Below are 15163 nucleotides of genomic sequence, written 5' to 3'. Positions count from 1 at the left end.
ACAAAATGCTTGCGCAAAAGAATGGAAACACGACGATACACAGCCTATATAGTTTAGATTTGACCTAAAGTTTCTTAAAAGTGCCAGCAAAAATAAGACACAATGTTGACAATTTACCAACAATTATAAAATTATTTGCCTTAGGAAATCCCCGTTTTTTCCTTTCCCTTCAGCGGAATGTCTGTTGTAATCCTTTATGCTGGCTAATTTGATTGAAATAGTATTCAGAACCTTTCAAAACTTATTATTTTGATTGAAAGTTCAATTTCTATTTACAGATGTGCTCATAAGTAGTAGGGTAGGCCCTTTCCAAAGGATATAGTATTATTATATGCAGATCAAAACTTAATAACGCCCCCCTATATCCCGACCTGTATATATTATATATATAGGCTGCCGCCTTTAATTAAGGTAAGTATCTTATTTTTACCATAATAACCTGCTACCGGACAAGAATGTTCAATCTGTCTCTAAAAAACATTCCCATGCGTAAACTAACTTACTTACCAGCCCTGCTCGCCACCCTGATGGCCTGCAACAACAAAACTACCCATACCGGCACCGACAGCACCGCTGCCGCTGGTCCAACACCCACTACTGTAGCTGTCCATATCACCGGCACCTACCAAGGTACCCTTCCCTGTGCAGACTGCCCGGGAATGGACTACCAGATCAGCCTGTTTGACGACCACACCTTTACCGAACTGGTAGCCTACCAGGGCAGAGGTCAAGGGATCGCCTATACGGAAAAAGGCACCTGGCAACAAATCAACGACTCCATCGTCCGCATACAGAAAAAAACAGACAGCAGCTCCTTCCTTGCCGCTGAAAACAAACTTCTGCTATTAGACCGCCAGGGCAAACGCATTGAAGGGGCTCTCGCCAGCAACTACGTGCTCAAACCCGTAGAAGGCGGCGACCGCCGAACCATCCTGGCACAGAAAGCCAGCGCCGGCGTCTCCTTTACCGCCAGCGGCAATGAACCCTTCTGGAGCCTGGACCTGGAAAAAAGTAAGCTCCGCTTCCATACCGCCTCCGGCGACAGCATCCTGGCTAACTTACCCGCTGCCCAACCTAATACCGACACGCTTAAAGTATACACCACCCCGCAAATTACTGTCAGCATCCGTAATACTATGTGCTCCGACGACATGAGCGGACTCATGCGCCCGAATACTGTGGAGATAAAGGTGAAAGACCAAACTTATCACGGCTGCGGAGAATACATTAAATAACTTAATCAGACAAGGGCCCCATGCCAGGGAACACCCACCCTGCATGGGGCCTTGCTAAAAAAATCCCCGAAACCATATTAATCCGTTCAATCCTGAGTACCTTTGCAGCTAAAAAAAGAACCGTTGAAAAATATTGTCATCTTCGCATCGGGAGCAGGAAGCAACGCGCAAAAGATCATTGATCATTTCAGAAATTCAGACAAGGCAAGAGTAGCATTGATTGTGTGCAACAAACCCGGAGCAGGCGTACTGGATATCGCCCAACGGGAAGGGATACCCTCCGTTCTGATAGAAAAAGAAAAATTTTTCCATACAGACACTTATGTTAACTTGTTGAAGGAAAAGGAAACCGATCTCGTTGTGCTGGCCGGCTTTTTATGGAAAGTACCCGACAACCTGGTACACGCTTTTCCCAACCGGATCATCAATATACACCCGGCATTACTCCCCAAATTTGGCGGCAAAGGCATGTACGGGCACTTTGTACACGAAGCCGTAGTGGCTGCAGGAGAAACAGAAAGCGGCATCACCATCCACTACGTGAATGAAAAATACGACGATGGAGAAACCATCCTCCAGGAGCGTTTCACCATCACCAAAGAAGATACACCAGAAACCGTGGCACGCAAGGTACAGGCACTGGAACACCAATGGTTTCCGGTAATTGTGGAACGAATATTGCTGAAATAACAAACGGCATGTAGCTTCTGACCACTGGCTATGCCTGGCCGGAAGCTACCAATCGCCCCTCATCCACCTCAACACTTTGTTACCTACTAGCTGTATGAAAAAAACACTGTTACTCACCGGAATACTCTGTTTACTCTACGCATGCTCCTATGCCCAGGACCCTAAGCGGCTCCGGTGTACCTATCTTAAAATAAATCCCACCACCCTGATCAACGAACTGGACATCCTCCTGGAACAGGATATCAGCGACAAACTCAGTATAGAGCTGGGGGTTATCGGCGTTTATACAGATTACCCCGACTATGTTCTCACCAGAAGAATCAACATAGGCCAGAAAAAACCCAATGTCAGCACAAAACAGTTTGTAGACGCCCGTGGCCTCGGATTCAAAGTCGGTGTCCGATACTACCTGATTACAAAGGAAATAGGCCCCGCCACTGCTGCCGGGACCTATTTTGAACCTGTATTCGTTTATAAAAAAGTTTTCTATCCTAACGAAGATGTGGTCTTCAATAATAACACCTATACGAACTCTGCATCCAAAGACGTATATGCGTTGCAGTTACTGGTAGGCCGTCAGTACCGCAGACAAAAACTGGTGCTGGACCCTTATATCGGTATTGGTATCCGTGGAAAACTGTACCGCACCGATAATTACGAAGCCGGCGACAACGGTGTCGTTAACCGCGACAAGGCCAACGTTGTCAGTGTATTCCCCAGTCTGCACCTGGGTATCAAAGTGGGCCTCAATCTCCACAAATAAACCTAAAAAGGAACAATCACTTTAGCACTGAAATTTCTTCCCATATTATAAATGCCATAACGGCCATTGGGTGAAGCACTGTAGTACTCAAAATACTTCAGACGGTTCATGTTAGCCTGATAGGCCACATCAAACACATTGTCCAGCTGCAGGAACAGCTCCAGTACCGTTTTCCCTTTCTTATTGGAGAACCCTGTACCGGCTCCAAAGTTAATCAACGTATAGCCGGCGGTATAGGTTTCGGTATTGTCTACCCCGTAAAAATGCGACTGGGCTGAATAGTGGTCTACCTCCGCACGCACATAAGTTTTGGACAGCATCCCGAAATTCCGGGGAGCAGTAGCTTTCAGTGCGGAGCGTATATGCAGGGGCGGTATAAAAGGCAGGTAACGGGCTGCATCGCCATGCTGGGCGATTAGTATTTTGTTCCTGTTCAGCCCCTCCGTATAGGCGACACTGTTATCCAATGTCAACCAGGACACAGCACGCGGATGCAGATTTACACTCACTTCTGCCCCATACAACCGCGCGCTGGATTGCTGGTAACGATACGTGGCATTGCCGGGCACTATCACCACCGGCTCGCCATTGGCATCATACAATCTTGCCTGGTAGATATAGTTGTTGATATTATTGTTAAACACTTCCACGCTGATATCCAGGTCCGGCAGGTAGGCGAGGAAACCCAGATCCTGCTGCAGGCTGAACTCCGGCTTAAATTCCCGGTTGCCCAGGTATACGATATGCGCGCCGGGGTCCAGTCCGTTGGAACCGATTTCTGTAATATTGGGCGCACGGTAGCCCCTGGCGATGTTTGCCTTCAGCAGCACGCGCTGGCTCAGGTTCCAGGTAACACCCAGGCTGCCGGAAATACCGGTATAGTTATGCCGGAAAGCAGGGAACTGCAGGGTAGCGCCGGCGGTATCTGGCAGGTTGTATTTTTTATCAAACCCATTGTCTTTATTGGGCCCTACATAGAAGTCGTTCCATTTAATATGACGGCTGTCGTAACGAAGCCCTCCGGAGATATCGAACTGTCCGACCGTTTTTTTGGCGAAGAAAAAACCGCCGATATCAAACAGATCATAGTCCGGAATAGGGAAGTCGGTAGCGTTTTTGCTGCGGTTGCGCTGGTACATACCGTTCACGCCTACGGTCGTTTCCACACCGCTCATGGCGGGCAGGTTGTAACGCAGGTCGTAGTTGAGCGTGTTTAGCACTACATACAATCCGGGCTGGGCCGGCATTTCGGGGTGATTATATTCCCGGCGGATGCTCTTTTGCACGCCTATGGTGGTGTTAATATCTCCCTTACCCAATATATAACGACCACGGTTATACGCTCTATAATGTTGAATATGCTGGTGCAGCGGGTTGAGGGTATAAGTACGTAGTTGATTATCGGGAACAATGGGCCTGTTTTTGATATTATCATCAGCATCCAATACCTGGCGGGTAAATTTACGAGTCAGCGAATCCCGGCTGCCATCGGGGATTTCCTGGGTATTGTCGTATAGCGTGATGCCCCAGAGGGAATGCCCCCACGACTTATCTACCCGTGCCAGCGCAGACAGATTGTACTCCCGGAAAGCGGTGCCGTATACATAACCATCCACTTTGTTTTTGTAGTTGTGGGCTGCTTTCACAGTTCCGCGCACTACATACTTCCAGTCGTTTTTGTTGTATACCAGGCCCAGGGAAGAGCCAATCATACCGTTGTTGGTATGGTAGTCTGTCAGGAAATTTCCCTTGAGTTTGCCCTGCTCTGTTTCGGGGATATCGGGGATCATGTTGATCACACCGGCCAGCGCATCGGAGCCGTAGGTAAGACTGGCTGGCCCCTTTACCACTTCGGCCCTCGCAATACCGTACTGGTCTACTTCGATGCCATGCTCGTCGCCCCACTGCTGGCCTTCCTGGCGCACCCCGTCGAACAAGGTGAGCACGCGGTTATAACCCAGTCCGCGGATGAAAGGTTTGGAAATATTAGGGCCGGTGGTTACAGCGCTCACCCCTGGAATTCCTTTCACGATGGCATCGATGATATTATTGTTGACATGCATATTCATGTCTCTTTTACCTATAACGGCAATGGGTATAGGATTTTTGCGTACAACGGTAGCGCGGGAAACACCGGTTACCACTACCTCATTCAATTTCGACAGGTCCTCTTCCAGGGTGATATCCAGCGAGAGGTTTTGTTTGTTGCTGATGCTTTTTTTCAGGGTCAATGGCTGATACCCTATCATAGATATTTTAATATCGTAAGATCCCGGTTGCAAGTTGTGGATCACAAAGAGGCCCTGTTGATCAGCGATAGCGCCGGTTTTCAAGGCAGGAATGGTGATATTGGCAAACTGTACAGGTTTCCCGTTGGCGGTTACTTTTCCCGTGATGGTTGCTTGTTGCGCCTGCAACGATAAGGCAAGTATAAGCACGCCTATGAGTGTAAATAAATGTTTCATGTAATTTCAACACTTGTAGGTGAGGCAGACACAAGGAATTCCCGGGACAGTTACAAGTACTTGTACTTTCCTTTGTGGCTACAGATATTTTTCTGCAAAACTAAATTTTCAATTTATACTTACCTTAATTATTATTTAGACCAGCCTAAATAATAGGAAAAGGATCATGGAAGGAAGCTCCGCGGAGATATTGTTTTATTTCAGCTTCAGTACACAGACAACTGTCGATTTCATAGATGATGGTATGCACATCCATCTGTTGTCCGATGATGACCAGTTCATTGTAGCGATCAGCAAAACGTTCGTCCCAGCGGCTGGTGACCAGCTGATAGGATTCTTCATCCAGGTTCCATTGCTGGCGGGGGATAGCACACCACCAGTAACCGGCCTTCTCTGCGCGTAAAGAACCGCCGGCCTGGCTCCAATTGACCGCTAGCTTGGGCCGTGATGCTAACCAGAACAACCCTTTGCTCCGTATAACGTTGCCGGGCCAACGTTCATTGATGTACTGCCAGAAGCGTTGGGGATGGAAAGGTTTACGGCTGCGGTATACAAAGGAGGAGATACCGTATTCTTCTGTTTCCGGTATATGTTCTTTCTCCAGTTCGGCCTGCCAGCCGGCACTTTGTGCAGTAGTATCAAAATCGAACAGACCTGTATTCAGGATGCTGTTCAGTGGTACCTCCCCATTGACAGCCTCTATGATGTTAGCACCAGCATTAAGTTGACGCAACATCGCTTTCAGGTTGCCCAGCTGCTCAGGACTCACCAGGTCGCATTTATTGAGAACAATTACGTTGGCAAATTCTACCTGATCAGTGAGCAGGTTTACAATGGTACGCTGATCAGATTCATTTGTCAGTCCTTTGTCCTGCAGTAGTTCCATGCTGCTGTAGTCGTTGGCAAAGTTGAACGCGTCTACCACAGTCACCATAGTATCAAGCTGACTTATTGCACTCAGGTCTATACCGTTCTGTTCATCCTGGTAACAGAAAGTCTGCGCCACCGGTATCGGCTCTGATATACCGGTAGATTCTATGAGGAGATAATCAAACCGGTTTTCACGCGCCAGCAGTTCCACTTCTTTCAATAAATCTTCCCGTAAGGTGCAGCAAATACATCCGTTGCTCATCTCCACCAATCGCTCTTCTGTTTTATGTAGTGTGTTTTCATTCTTCACCAGTTGAGCATCAATATTCACCTCGCTCATATCGTTAACGATAACGGCTACACGAAGATTTTCCCGGTTGTGTAATACGTGATTCAGGAGCGTAGTTTTCCCTGCGCCGAGAAAGCCACTCAGCACCGTAACAGGTAATTTTTTCATATAATATTGTTAATGATGTTTATGGACCCTGCAGGAACGGCGTTGCCGCTGATTGATAAAGTGTGCCGCCATGATAGCTCCGGCGCCCACACAGATAGCAGCATATTCCAATACGACCGCTTCCGTCCAGAAATGCCCCGTCAGCAGTAAGGCAAAGCCCGCTGTAAACAGCAGCAACGGCATCAGCCTCCGGTGATGGCGCCAGTAGCCCACCCCTAAAGCCAGGCAACCTATTAGGAAAGAAAACAGTAACAAACAATACTCCAGTATGGCATGTTCCGTTATCTCCATTCCCAGGAGAGGAAGCGCAGCAAATAATAAAGGCAACAGCGCGCAATGGACCGCGCAGATAATGGAAGCTCCTATGCCTAATGTATCTAAGTTCATCCTTCTGAATATATTCTCCACTTTACCTTAATTTTTTGAACCTGGGACAAAACTACGTAAATTTGCAACAATGTTGCAAGTTTTATAGATATGATTTTTTTGATCTTCCTGATGAGCGGAGAAGGATGTAGATTTTGGGATTAGGAAGATGAGATGAATTATATAAAAACATACTTTTTAAATAATTGATTAAGTGTTTTTGAATGCATTCATTTGCTTTCATTGATGAGCATCTGTCAAGTATGTGTTACCTTTGCATATTGATTAAAAGTTATTTTGAACAAAACAGTGGGGATTTTCACCTATGTCTAAAAAAGCGATCTTATATATTGTATTTTTTTCAGTGTTGAGCCTTGGGTTTCTGGGATATGCCGGCTATGTGATCAAGGGCGAAAGAGGCACTTTTCTGGGAAAAGAGAAGCTGCCGATCCTGGGAGCGCCGGGACATACCGTACAGGGATTTTCATTTACTGACCAGAATGGTCGTACTAAAACAAAAGCTGATGTACTGGGCAAAATTTATGTAGCAGAATATTTCTTTACCACCTGTACCGGTATTTGTCCGAAGATGAATGCCAACATGGAAAAAGTATATGCTAAATACAAGAACAAACCAGATTTTCTGATCCTGTCACATACCGTTGATCCGGAGCATGACAGCGTACCGGTACTGAAAGCCTACGCCGAAAAACACGGTGCTGATGCTAAAAACTGGTGGTTCCTCACTGGCAGCAAAAAAGAATTGTATGCACTGGCCCGCCAGGGTTACCTGGTAGACGACGGCACCTATACCGGCGAAGAAGATTTTGTACACACCCAATGGTTTGCACTGGTAGATAAAACAGGACAAATCCGCGGTTTATATGAAGGCACCAAATTACAGGATGTTAACAAACTGATAGATGATATTGAGCGTTTAATGGAAGAATAAAGTTTTTCATCATGGCTACCCAACAACAAATAGCAGAAAAAATAGGCACCTTACTGCGTGAGAGCAAATTAAGCGTAACAGAAACCAGAACCAAAATCCTGGAGCTGTTCATGAAAAGTAACGGGGCACTGGAACACAGCGACTTTGAAAAACTCGCCGGCCAATCATTTGACCGTGTGACCGTATACCGGACCCTGCAAACTTTCCTCGAAAAAGGCATCATCCACAAAATACCTACTACCGATACTTCTGTACGTTATGCAGTCTGTAAGTCAGAGTGCACAGAACATCATCATCATGATCATCATGTGCATTTCAAATGTGAAGAATGCGGCACCACCATCTGCCTTGATGATACAGACGTACCACAGATACAGCTGCCTAAGGGCTATTCCTTTCACAATGTGGAAGTAGTCGTTAATGGTGTATGTAAATCCTGCAAATAACTTATGATTTACGATTTATGGATTTGGAGATTTAAAATCCATAAATCGTAAATCCATAAATCGTAAATCCATAAATCCCTAAATCTTTTCGATCTCGCTCTTCACAAAATCCGCCAGTTCCTTTACGTAGGCCGGTGAAAAATCAAACCGGATACCGGCAGCCTTATACAGCTCCGGCAGCGTTTTAGTATTACCTAAACTCAACGCCTGTACGTAGTTATCAAGTGCTTGTTTTTTATTTTCCTTGTATTGTTTCCACATGGCGATGGCGCCCAGCTGTGCGATACCATATTCTATATAATAGAAAGGTACTTCGAAGAGGTGCAGCTGTTTCTGCCAGAAGCTGGCGCGATAGTCTTCGAGACCGCTCCAGTCTACAATAGCAGGGGAGAACTCTTTCAGTATTTCCAACCATTTGGCTGTACGTTCTTCGGCAGTATGCTGCGGATGTTCGTACACCCAGTGCTGGAACTTATCGATGGTAGCAATCCAGGGGAAGATGGTGATTGCTCTTTCCAGCTGTTGCAGGCGGGCACGACGGAGTTGTTCCGCATCGTCGAAGAAAATATTCCAGGAGTCCATGGTGAAGAGTTCCATGCTCATGCTGGCTACTTCCGCGATTTCCATCGGATATTCCTTGAATGCGCTCAGTGGCAGGTTGTGACTCAGGAAAGAATGTACAGCATGGCCACCTTCGTGTACCATGGTAGTGAGGTCTTTCATCTGACCGGCGGCGTTCATGAAGATAAAAGGCACGCCGGTTTCTGCCAGCGGGCAATTATATCCTCCCGGTGCTTTACCGATACGGCTTTCCAGATCGAGACGGCCCATTTTTTTCATCACGCGGAGGCAGTCACCAAAGAACGGTCCCAGCTGATCGAAGGTTTCGATGGTTTTGGTAATCAGTTCTTCACCGGTTTGGAAGGGCTCCAGTGGTTTCACGCCAGCTGGTTCTGCTTCGGTGTCCCAGGGTTTTAACTGATCGAGCTGCAGCTTCTGCTGTTGTTTTTCCAGTATCTGCTGTACCAGTGGAACAATATGTGTTTTCACGGCATCATGGAACTGGAAGCTGTCTTCTTTGGTATAATCGAAGCGGCCCAGCTCTTCGAACTTATAATCGCGGTAGTTGGCGAAGCCTGCATTTTTGGCTACCTGATCACGTTTCAGCACCAGGCCGGTATACAGCTCATCCAGTGTGCCCTTGTCTTCCAGGCGGCGGGCGGCTGTTTTGGAAAACACTTCTTCCCGGAGGGTGCGGTCTTCATTTTCGAGGAACTTGGCGGCTTGTTGCAGCGTATATTCCTTTCCGTTAATGCTGATCGTCATTTTACCGGCTATAACACCGTATTGCTGAGCCATCACGCTCAGTTCAGCCTGGAGGGGAATGTTTTCTTCCCGGAACAGTTTGATCTGATTTTTAACGTTACGGAGATAGGTTTTATACAGTTCCTGATCCAGATCTTTTACGAAGGGGCTGTCAACCAGTTTTTTATTGAGTGCATCTGCGTACGGCTGGAGGCGGGGCTGTATTTCCATACAGAAGTAAGTAAACGCGTCTTCCAGTTCTTTATTGGTAGTATCGCAGGTCATTTTGATCTGGCGCCAGCAGGCGTCTTCGCTGATCACTGCTTCCAGTTCACTGACATCTTTCAGCCACTGTTCCAGTTCGGCCACATTGTTAATGGGTCTTTGCTGCAGGTTTTCGAAATATGGCTGCAGGTGGTCCCAGGTGGTCACCTGAAAGGTTTCCGGCAGGAAGTGGCGGGGAAGTTTTTTTATATCTGCATTCATATGCTATTGTTTTACTGAATTTTCGGAGTTGGGAATTTAGTTATTTATCAAAAGACCTCAAAATGAATCAGGCTTCCAGTTACAGTGAATGACTGTAACATGGAAGCCTGAGATATTTTTTATTTTTTCATTTTTTTATTTTTGAAAATAAAAAAATGAAAAAATTGTCAATTATTCTTCTGTTTTCTTCTTACGGGGCTTAGCCACTTTCTTTGGTTCTTCACCTTCAGCAGCAGGAGCGTCTTCTTTTTTAGCTTTTGCTTTTTTAGGTGCTTTTTCTTCTGCGCCTTCTTCAGCAGCCGCTTTTTTAGCGCGGGGCTTTTTTGGTTTTTCTTCTGCGCCTTCTTCAGCAGCAGGTTCAGCAGCTTTTTTCTTTTTAGCCGGAGCTTCTTCGGCATCAGCTTCTACTATCGCTTCTTCACCATCGGCCAGGATTTCCTCAAATTTCAGCAAATCGTTTGCCTTGAGGATACCAAACCATTTCACCATTTTCTTCATATCGCTCACATATACCCTTTCTTCATCGAATTCAGGATATACACTCTTGAAATAAGCTTTGATAGCATTGTTGTCGGCTTTGCCGTCAATCAGCGGAAATTCAGCTGATTTTTCATCCATGGCTTTGAATACTTCAGCCAGGTTTACATTTTCACCTGTAGTGAAAACTTCAATACTTTCCAGTGGAGTAAAATTATGCACGCGGGAAGATACAAACTTGGTACTTTTATCTTCCAGTGACCTAACGATGGCGCCATCTTGTTTACTGGCCATTAACTGAAACAAACCGCCCAATCCGGTTACTGCAACAATTTCTCTGTACTGCATGTTCAAATTTTTAGGAAGCGCAAATATAAATAATTATAATAGATTGCCCGCTGACAAATTTTCATGTGGAAAATGCCGTTAGCAAAGGGCTGGCATCAATTCAACTTTCGTGCCATGACCAGGGACTGTCTCCAGCGTTTAACCTGGCCTTTGAGGTCAAATATTTCAATTAAAAATATATAAACACCTGGCGGCAAAAGTACTTTATTTTCTTCAAATCCATCCCAGTAGAAACATCCTTTATTTCCGAGTGTGGTATTACGGACCAGATAGCGAACGGGGCGGCCGGCAGCATTAAAAATGGTCACATTGCCCACCCATCCGGAACCCGGTAGTTCGAAACAGAGGGCGGCGCGGCTTTCTGCGCCGGGACTGTCCGGTGAAAATACGGCCGGCCCGAGGGTCACCGTAGCGGGAGCACCGTCTGCCAGCCATTGACGGGAGCCGGCAAAGCCTGGAGTGGCGTAGCCATCGCTGGCAGCCACCGATTGCCAGTTATCCGCCAGCGTTGCAGGCCGGTTATAGTCCAGCCGTTCCAGGGATACACCCTTCAGCTGGGCCGACAGTGGAAAATGCCATGAAGACATATAACGCACGGCGTCTATCATCAGGCTATCGCGACGTAACAACTGCAATCCGCCTTCCTCCCTGGGCAACTGCGGCAGGCTGCTGACCTCCTGGATATTTTCGGGGAGGCGGCAGGTATAATAATAACAAAGCCGGTCGGCAACAGTTGTAATAGCCAGAAAATTTCCCGGCATCAGCAACCGGGGGCTGCTACATACCTTTTTCCAGGGCCCTTGCCGGCCATCTACCTTTCTGGCGCAAAGAAAAACCGTCTGCAGATCAATGGCCTTACGGCTGCGGTTGTACAGCTCTATAAACTCCGGTGTGCCATCAGGCGGGTACAACAACAGCTCACTGATTACCAGGTCCATCGTATCCGGCAGCTGAGGGCGGGCGAAGGAAAGGGTATTCTTTAGCCGGCTTTCCTTTCCCTGACAGTCTGTGATACCCGTGGCGATAACCGTTCCTGAGTCTATTGACGTGGATAGTTGCAGGGATACAATGTTAAACAATGGGGGTAGTACTGTCACGGCAGTAACTGCAGCCCGGCTTATCCTGTATTTATCCACGGCGGCGGCCTGCAGGCTATCCAGTGTTTTGCTGAAGTGCAGGAACAGGTGCAGGCTGTCGGGCATCTCTGTAAAATAAAGGTCAGGGGAGGTATCATCCGTTACAGCACGGGCAGCCGCATTGGACTGCCCTGGTGTGCCCCCGGCAGCAGCAGAGGAAACCGCCCAGTTAGCTTTACCGCTACAGGGCAGGGATGGATCCAGCATTTCGAGGCTGCGCCCTCCTTTGGGCACGGTGGTGCCATACCACGACGGGGTGTAGGAGACGGCATGCACTACTTGTCTGTTGTTGTTATACAGCACGATCAGCCCTGTATCGTCCGGCAGCGAAGGAAATTTAGGCACCGCCAGCACACGGGCTGCACGGAAGCTGTCTGCCGCCGCCGGCGCACATAATACCAGCAAACTGTCCGGAGGCAGTAAACAGGCCGGCAGCAAGGCTTCCCGCTTATTGACCGCCAGTATCCAGTTTTGCAGCTGTACCGGCCGGCTGCTCCTGTTCCGCAGCTCCAGGTATTCGAAAGGGGGTAAACCAGCTACGGGAGCGGGCTTCAGCATCATTTCGTGGATCACCACATCGTACAGGGCGGGGGTAATAGTATCTGTTGCAGACAGGGTAGCCTGCCCTAGCAGGCTTAAACAAACAATGGGTATCAACATATTGTGACGTTTTTTGGAGTTATGCTCAAAATAAGTGTAATCTCCCGGCAGTATGTTAATACCTTCTTAACAGGAATAAATACCTTGCATTGTTATGAAAAGCGCGGGGTATATATTAATTTTGGGGTCCAGATTTTAAAATGTAAAACAAAATGAAAGTTGCCGTAGTAGGAGCGACCGGATTGGTAGGCTCAAAAATGTTACAAGTGTTGACAGAGCGGAATTTCCCTGTCACTGAATTGATTCCCGTGGCTTCTGAGAAGTCCGTTGGTAAGGAAGTAACATTTAAGGGTAAGACCTGGAAGGTGGTGAGCGCTGATACGGCTATTTCCATGAAGCCCAATGTGGCTATTTTCTCTGCCGGCGGTAGCACTTCCCTGGAATGGGCCCCTAAATTTGCGGCAGCAGGTATTACCGTGATCGACAACTCCAGCGCCTGGAGAATGGACCCATCCAAAAAACTGGTAGTACCGGAAGTAAACGGTGATGCACTGACCCAGGAAGACAAGATCATTGCGAATCCTAACTGCTCTACCATACAAATGGTGCTGGTGTTGAAACCATTGCACGAAAAATATAAAATCAAAAGGGTGGTAGTATCTACCTACCAGTCTGTAACCGGTACCGGTGTAAAGGCGGTAACCCAGCTGATGAATGAAAGACAGGGTATCAGCGGCGAAATGGCCTATGCTTATCCTATAGATCTGAATGTGATCCCGCAGATTGATGTGTTTCTCGATAACGGATATACGAAAGAGGAGATGAAGATGGTGAACGAGACTAAAAAAATCATGCGTGACGATACTATTAAGGTAACTGCAACGACTGTACGTATACCGGTAATGGGCGGACATAGCGAATCAGTGAACATTGAGTTCGAAAACGAATACGATGTAAACGAGATCCGTACCCTGCTCTCCCAGACTCCAGGCATAATCGTAGTAGACGACCCGTCTAAAGCACAGTATCCAATGCCTAAAGACGCCCATGATAAAGATGAGGTGTTTGTAGGCCGTATCCGCCGTGACGAAACACAACCTAAAACAGTGAACATGTGGATCGTGGCAGACAACCTTCGCAAAGGAGCTGCAACAAATGCGGTTCAAATTGCGGAATTTTTGCAAGAGAAGAACTGGTTGTAATCATACTGTCGTGCTATGTAATTTAGTGGCGTAATTCCCCCCTAAACGTAGCCCTCGGGTATGAATACACGAAAACATATCTGTAACTCATTAAAAGCAAGCGTATTAGCGCTTGCTTTTTTTTGAACATTTCACAATTGCATAACACGGAAAGTGTAAAAATTACACGGAAGTAGTATTGATTTGTGGCTTAGAAAATCCAATTTTGATAACATAATCCTATGCCAACTAAGCTTTTGCGAAAAGAGTAGTCCAATTTTAGAGAGATGCCGGATATTATCGTTATTTTCTAATCAGAAAACACCCTTTAAGTCCTATGAAAACCAACACCAATCGTGAGCTTTTGTTAATGCACAAGTTTACCGAAGAGTGGAGCACCAATTTTTCCTCTCAGGTATCACGCATCATGAACATCGTTGACCAGCAGGATACTCTGGATGGAATAATTCCTATCATTGAGGTGGCAAATGTTTATAATCAGCGTTTTGCCCACGCAAGAACAGACAAGGAGAATCTGCTGAAGAACCGCAAGGCGCGTCCGTTCGAATTTCTTATTCACAAAAATTAGAGGGAAAATTTTTGATTTTCGATTTCTTGATTTGGGAATTGATAAGCATCACTAAATCAAAAAATCGAAAATCAAAAAAAGGGGGCTCAGTCCATTGCACGGTTAATGAACTGTATAAGGGGCTGCATGAGCGCAAATGTCTTCAGTATTTCCCGTACAAGAGACGGCTGTACGCATGTTTCATCAGAGATGGGATGCGTCACAATAAGGCTTTTCAGTTTCAGGTAGGCAATAGCGGGATTATCAGGCTGATATCCCTGCGGAACGGTTTTGAGTGCATCACCTTCCACCTTTCCGAAATGTTTGATAAAGTTTTTGTTGGAGATGATACTTTCAAATTCTTCGAAGTTGTAGTCTATCTCCTGCCGCACTTTTTTCAATTCGGGAGCAGCCGGCATCCATAGCCCGCCGCCAGCGAAACTATTGCCTCCCGGCTCCAGGTGGAAGTAATATCCCGCCAGTATCGATTTTTTACCACCCGCCTGAAATGAAGCGGCCAGGTTTATTTTGTAAGGCGTCTTGTCTTTGGAGAATCTAACGTCTTTGTATATACGAAAAACGCAATCCTTGAGCTGCAACCCGGCCAAGGTAGCATCCTGCTTAGCCATACCATCTATCAGCTGTTGTACCATGCTCTCAAAATCGGTTTTGGCCGCCAGGTAATTGTCCCGGTGCTCATCAAACCATACCTTGTTATTGTTCAGTTTCAGTGATTTCAGAAACTTCAACGTGGAAGGCTGTAACATCATTTTAAATTTTTATAGCAAGATAATACACAAGCGCTTATGATGTAAGCA

At 46.7% G+C, this 15163-nt stretch carries 14 protein-coding genes; 7 read left to right on the top strand and 7 right to left on the bottom strand.

Features of this window, described 5'->3' with window-relative positions:
• Window positions 1–485: 485 nt before the first annotated feature.
• From KD145_RS20570 to KD145_RS20560, 3 genes are all read left to right on the top strand, one after another.
• Complete coding sequence (locus tag KD145_RS20570) at window positions 486–1235, top strand: copper resistance protein NlpE N-terminal domain-containing protein (protein ID WP_212001264.1); 750 nt, start codon at window positions 486–488, stop codon at window positions 1233–1235.
• Between the two features lie 123 nt (window positions 1236–1358).
• Window positions 1359–1925: a phosphoribosylglycinamide formyltransferase gene (purN, locus tag KD145_RS20565; RefSeq protein ID WP_212001263.1), complete on the top strand. Its 567-nt coding sequence runs from the start codon at window positions 1359–1361 to the stop codon at window positions 1923–1925.
• 94 nt (window positions 1926–2019) lie between these two features.
• Complete coding sequence (locus KD145_RS20560; RefSeq protein WP_212001262.1) at window positions 2020–2688, top strand: hypothetical protein; 669 nt, start codon at window positions 2020–2022, stop codon at window positions 2686–2688.
• Between the two features lie 2 nt (window positions 2689–2690).
• Here the strand turns inward: KD145_RS20560 and KD145_RS20555 are convergent, their stop codons facing one another.
• The 3 genes from KD145_RS20555 to KD145_RS20545 form a co-directional block, all read right to left on the bottom strand.
• Window positions 2691–5153, bottom strand: coding sequence for a TonB-dependent receptor (locus KD145_RS20555; protein ID WP_212001261.1), 2463 nt, complete (start codon window positions 5151–5153; stop codon window positions 2691–2693).
• Window positions 5154–5298: 145 nt separating this feature from the next.
• Entirely contained in the window at window positions 5299–6480 is a 1182-nt protein-coding gene (locus KD145_RS20550; RefSeq protein WP_212001260.1) for a GTP-binding protein, read from the bottom strand.
• A 9-nt stretch (window positions 6481–6489) separates the two neighbouring features.
• Window positions 6490–6867, bottom strand: coding sequence for a MerC domain-containing protein (locus KD145_RS20545; RefSeq protein WP_212001259.1), 378 nt, complete (start codon window positions 6865–6867; stop codon window positions 6490–6492).
• Window positions 6868–7171: 304 nt separating this feature from the next.
• Here KD145_RS20545 and KD145_RS20540 point away from each other — a divergent pair, with 304 nt between their 5' ends.
• Entirely contained in the window at window positions 7172–7798 is a 627-nt protein-coding gene (locus KD145_RS20540) for an SCO family protein (protein WP_212001258.1), read from the top strand.
• A gap of 11 nt (window positions 7799–7809) precedes the next feature.
• Window positions 7810–8244, top strand: coding sequence for a Fur family transcriptional regulator (locus KD145_RS20535; protein WP_212001257.1), 435 nt, complete (start codon window positions 7810–7812; stop codon window positions 8242–8244).
• A gap of 78 nt (window positions 8245–8322) precedes the next feature.
• On the opposite strand, the gene KD145_RS20530 is transcribed toward KD145_RS20535, so the two are convergent.
• The 3 genes from KD145_RS20530 to KD145_RS20520 all read right to left on the bottom strand — a co-directional run bounded on the left by KD145_RS20530 (window position 8323) and on the right by KD145_RS20520 (window position 12656).
• Window positions 8323–10035, bottom strand: a complete 1713-nt coding sequence (locus KD145_RS20530) for a M3 family oligoendopeptidase (RefSeq protein ID WP_212001256.1) — start codon at window positions 10033–10035, stop codon at window positions 8323–8325.
• 171 nt (window positions 10036–10206) lie between these two features.
• The gene (locus KD145_RS20525) at window positions 10207–10860 is read right to left on the bottom strand and encodes a DUF5606 domain-containing protein (protein ID WP_212001254.1); all 654 of its coding nucleotides are present in this window, start codon (window positions 10858–10860) and stop codon (window positions 10207–10209) included.
• A 95-nt stretch (window positions 10861–10955) separates the two neighbouring features.
• Window positions 10956–12656: a lamin tail domain-containing protein gene (locus tag KD145_RS20520; protein ID WP_212001253.1), complete on the bottom strand. Its 1701-nt coding sequence runs from the start codon at window positions 12654–12656 to the stop codon at window positions 10956–10958.
• A gap of 152 nt (window positions 12657–12808) precedes the next feature.
• Between KD145_RS20520 and KD145_RS20515 the strand changes: the two genes are divergently transcribed.
• Both KD145_RS20515 and KD145_RS20510 read left to right on the top strand, forming a co-directional pair.
• Complete coding sequence (locus KD145_RS20515) at window positions 12809–13798, top strand: aspartate-semialdehyde dehydrogenase (protein ID WP_212001251.1); 990 nt, start codon at window positions 12809–12811, stop codon at window positions 13796–13798.
• Window positions 13799–14114: 316 nt separating this feature from the next.
• Complete coding sequence (locus KD145_RS20510) at window positions 14115–14366, top strand: hypothetical protein (protein WP_079471700.1); 252 nt, start codon at window positions 14115–14117, stop codon at window positions 14364–14366.
• Window positions 14367–14452: 86 nt separating this feature from the next.
• Here KD145_RS20510 and KD145_RS20505 read toward each other — a convergent pair whose 3' ends face one another.
• Complete coding sequence (locus tag KD145_RS20505) at window positions 14453–15115, bottom strand: DUF2461 domain-containing protein (protein ID WP_249219473.1); 663 nt, start codon at window positions 15113–15115, stop codon at window positions 14453–14455.
• Window positions 15116–15163: the final 48 nt, after the last annotated feature.

Origin of the sequence: Chitinophaga sp. HK235 (assembly GCF_018255755.1) — a bacterium.
In the GTDB taxonomy this organism is placed as follows: Bacteria; Bacteroidota; Bacteroidia; order Chitinophagales; family Chitinophagaceae; genus Chitinophaga.
This window is presented reverse-complemented; position numbering and strand designations above follow the sequence as displayed.

What these genes read in the sequence shown, in the direction of transcription:
- KD145_RS20545 (WP_212001259.1), bottom strand. Translation starts at nt 6,867, where the DNA reads ATGAACTTAGATACATTAGGCATAGGAGCTTCCATTATCTGCGCGGTC.
- KD145_RS20515 (WP_212001251.1), top strand. Translation starts at nt 12,809, where the DNA reads ATGAAAGTTGCCGTAGTAGGAGCGACCGGATTGGTAGGCTCAAAAATG.
- KD145_RS20510 (WP_079471700.1), top strand. Translation starts at nt 14,115, where the DNA reads ATGAAAACCAACACCAATCGTGAGCTTTTGTTAATGCACAAGTTTACC.
- KD145_RS20555 (WP_212001261.1), bottom strand. Translation starts at nt 5,153, where the DNA reads ATGAAACATTTATTTACACTCATAGGCGTGCTTATACTTGCCTTATCG.
- KD145_RS20540 (WP_212001258.1), top strand. Translation starts at nt 7,172, where the DNA reads ATGTCTAAAAAAGCGATCTTATATATTGTATTTTTTTCAGTGTTGAGC.
- KD145_RS20530 (WP_212001256.1), bottom strand. Translation starts at nt 10,035, where the DNA reads ATGAATGCAGATATAAAAAAACTTCCCCGCCACTTCCTGCCGGAAACC.
- KD145_RS20520 (WP_212001253.1), bottom strand. Translation starts at nt 12,656, where the DNA reads ATGTTGATACCCATTGTTTGTTTAAGCCTGCTAGGGCAGGCTACCCTG.
- KD145_RS20550 (WP_212001260.1), bottom strand. Translation starts at nt 6,480, where the DNA reads ATGAAAAAATTACCTGTTACGGTGCTGAGTGGCTTTCTCGGCGCAGGG.
- KD145_RS20505 (WP_249219473.1), bottom strand. Translation starts at nt 15,115, where the DNA reads ATGATGTTACAGCCTTCCACGTTGAAGTTTCTGAAATCACTGAAACTG.
- KD145_RS20525 (WP_212001254.1), bottom strand. Translation starts at nt 10,860, where the DNA reads ATGCAGTACAGAGAAATTGTTGCAGTAACCGGATTGGGCGGTTTGTTT.
- KD145_RS20570 (WP_212001264.1), top strand. Translation starts at nt 486, where the DNA reads ATGCGTAAACTAACTTACTTACCAGCCCTGCTCGCCACCCTGATGGCC.
- KD145_RS20535 (WP_212001257.1), top strand. Translation starts at nt 7,810, where the DNA reads ATGGCTACCCAACAACAAATAGCAGAAAAAATAGGCACCTTACTGCGT.
- KD145_RS20560 (WP_212001262.1), top strand. Translation starts at nt 2,020, where the DNA reads ATGAAAAAAACACTGTTACTCACCGGAATACTCTGTTTACTCTACGCA.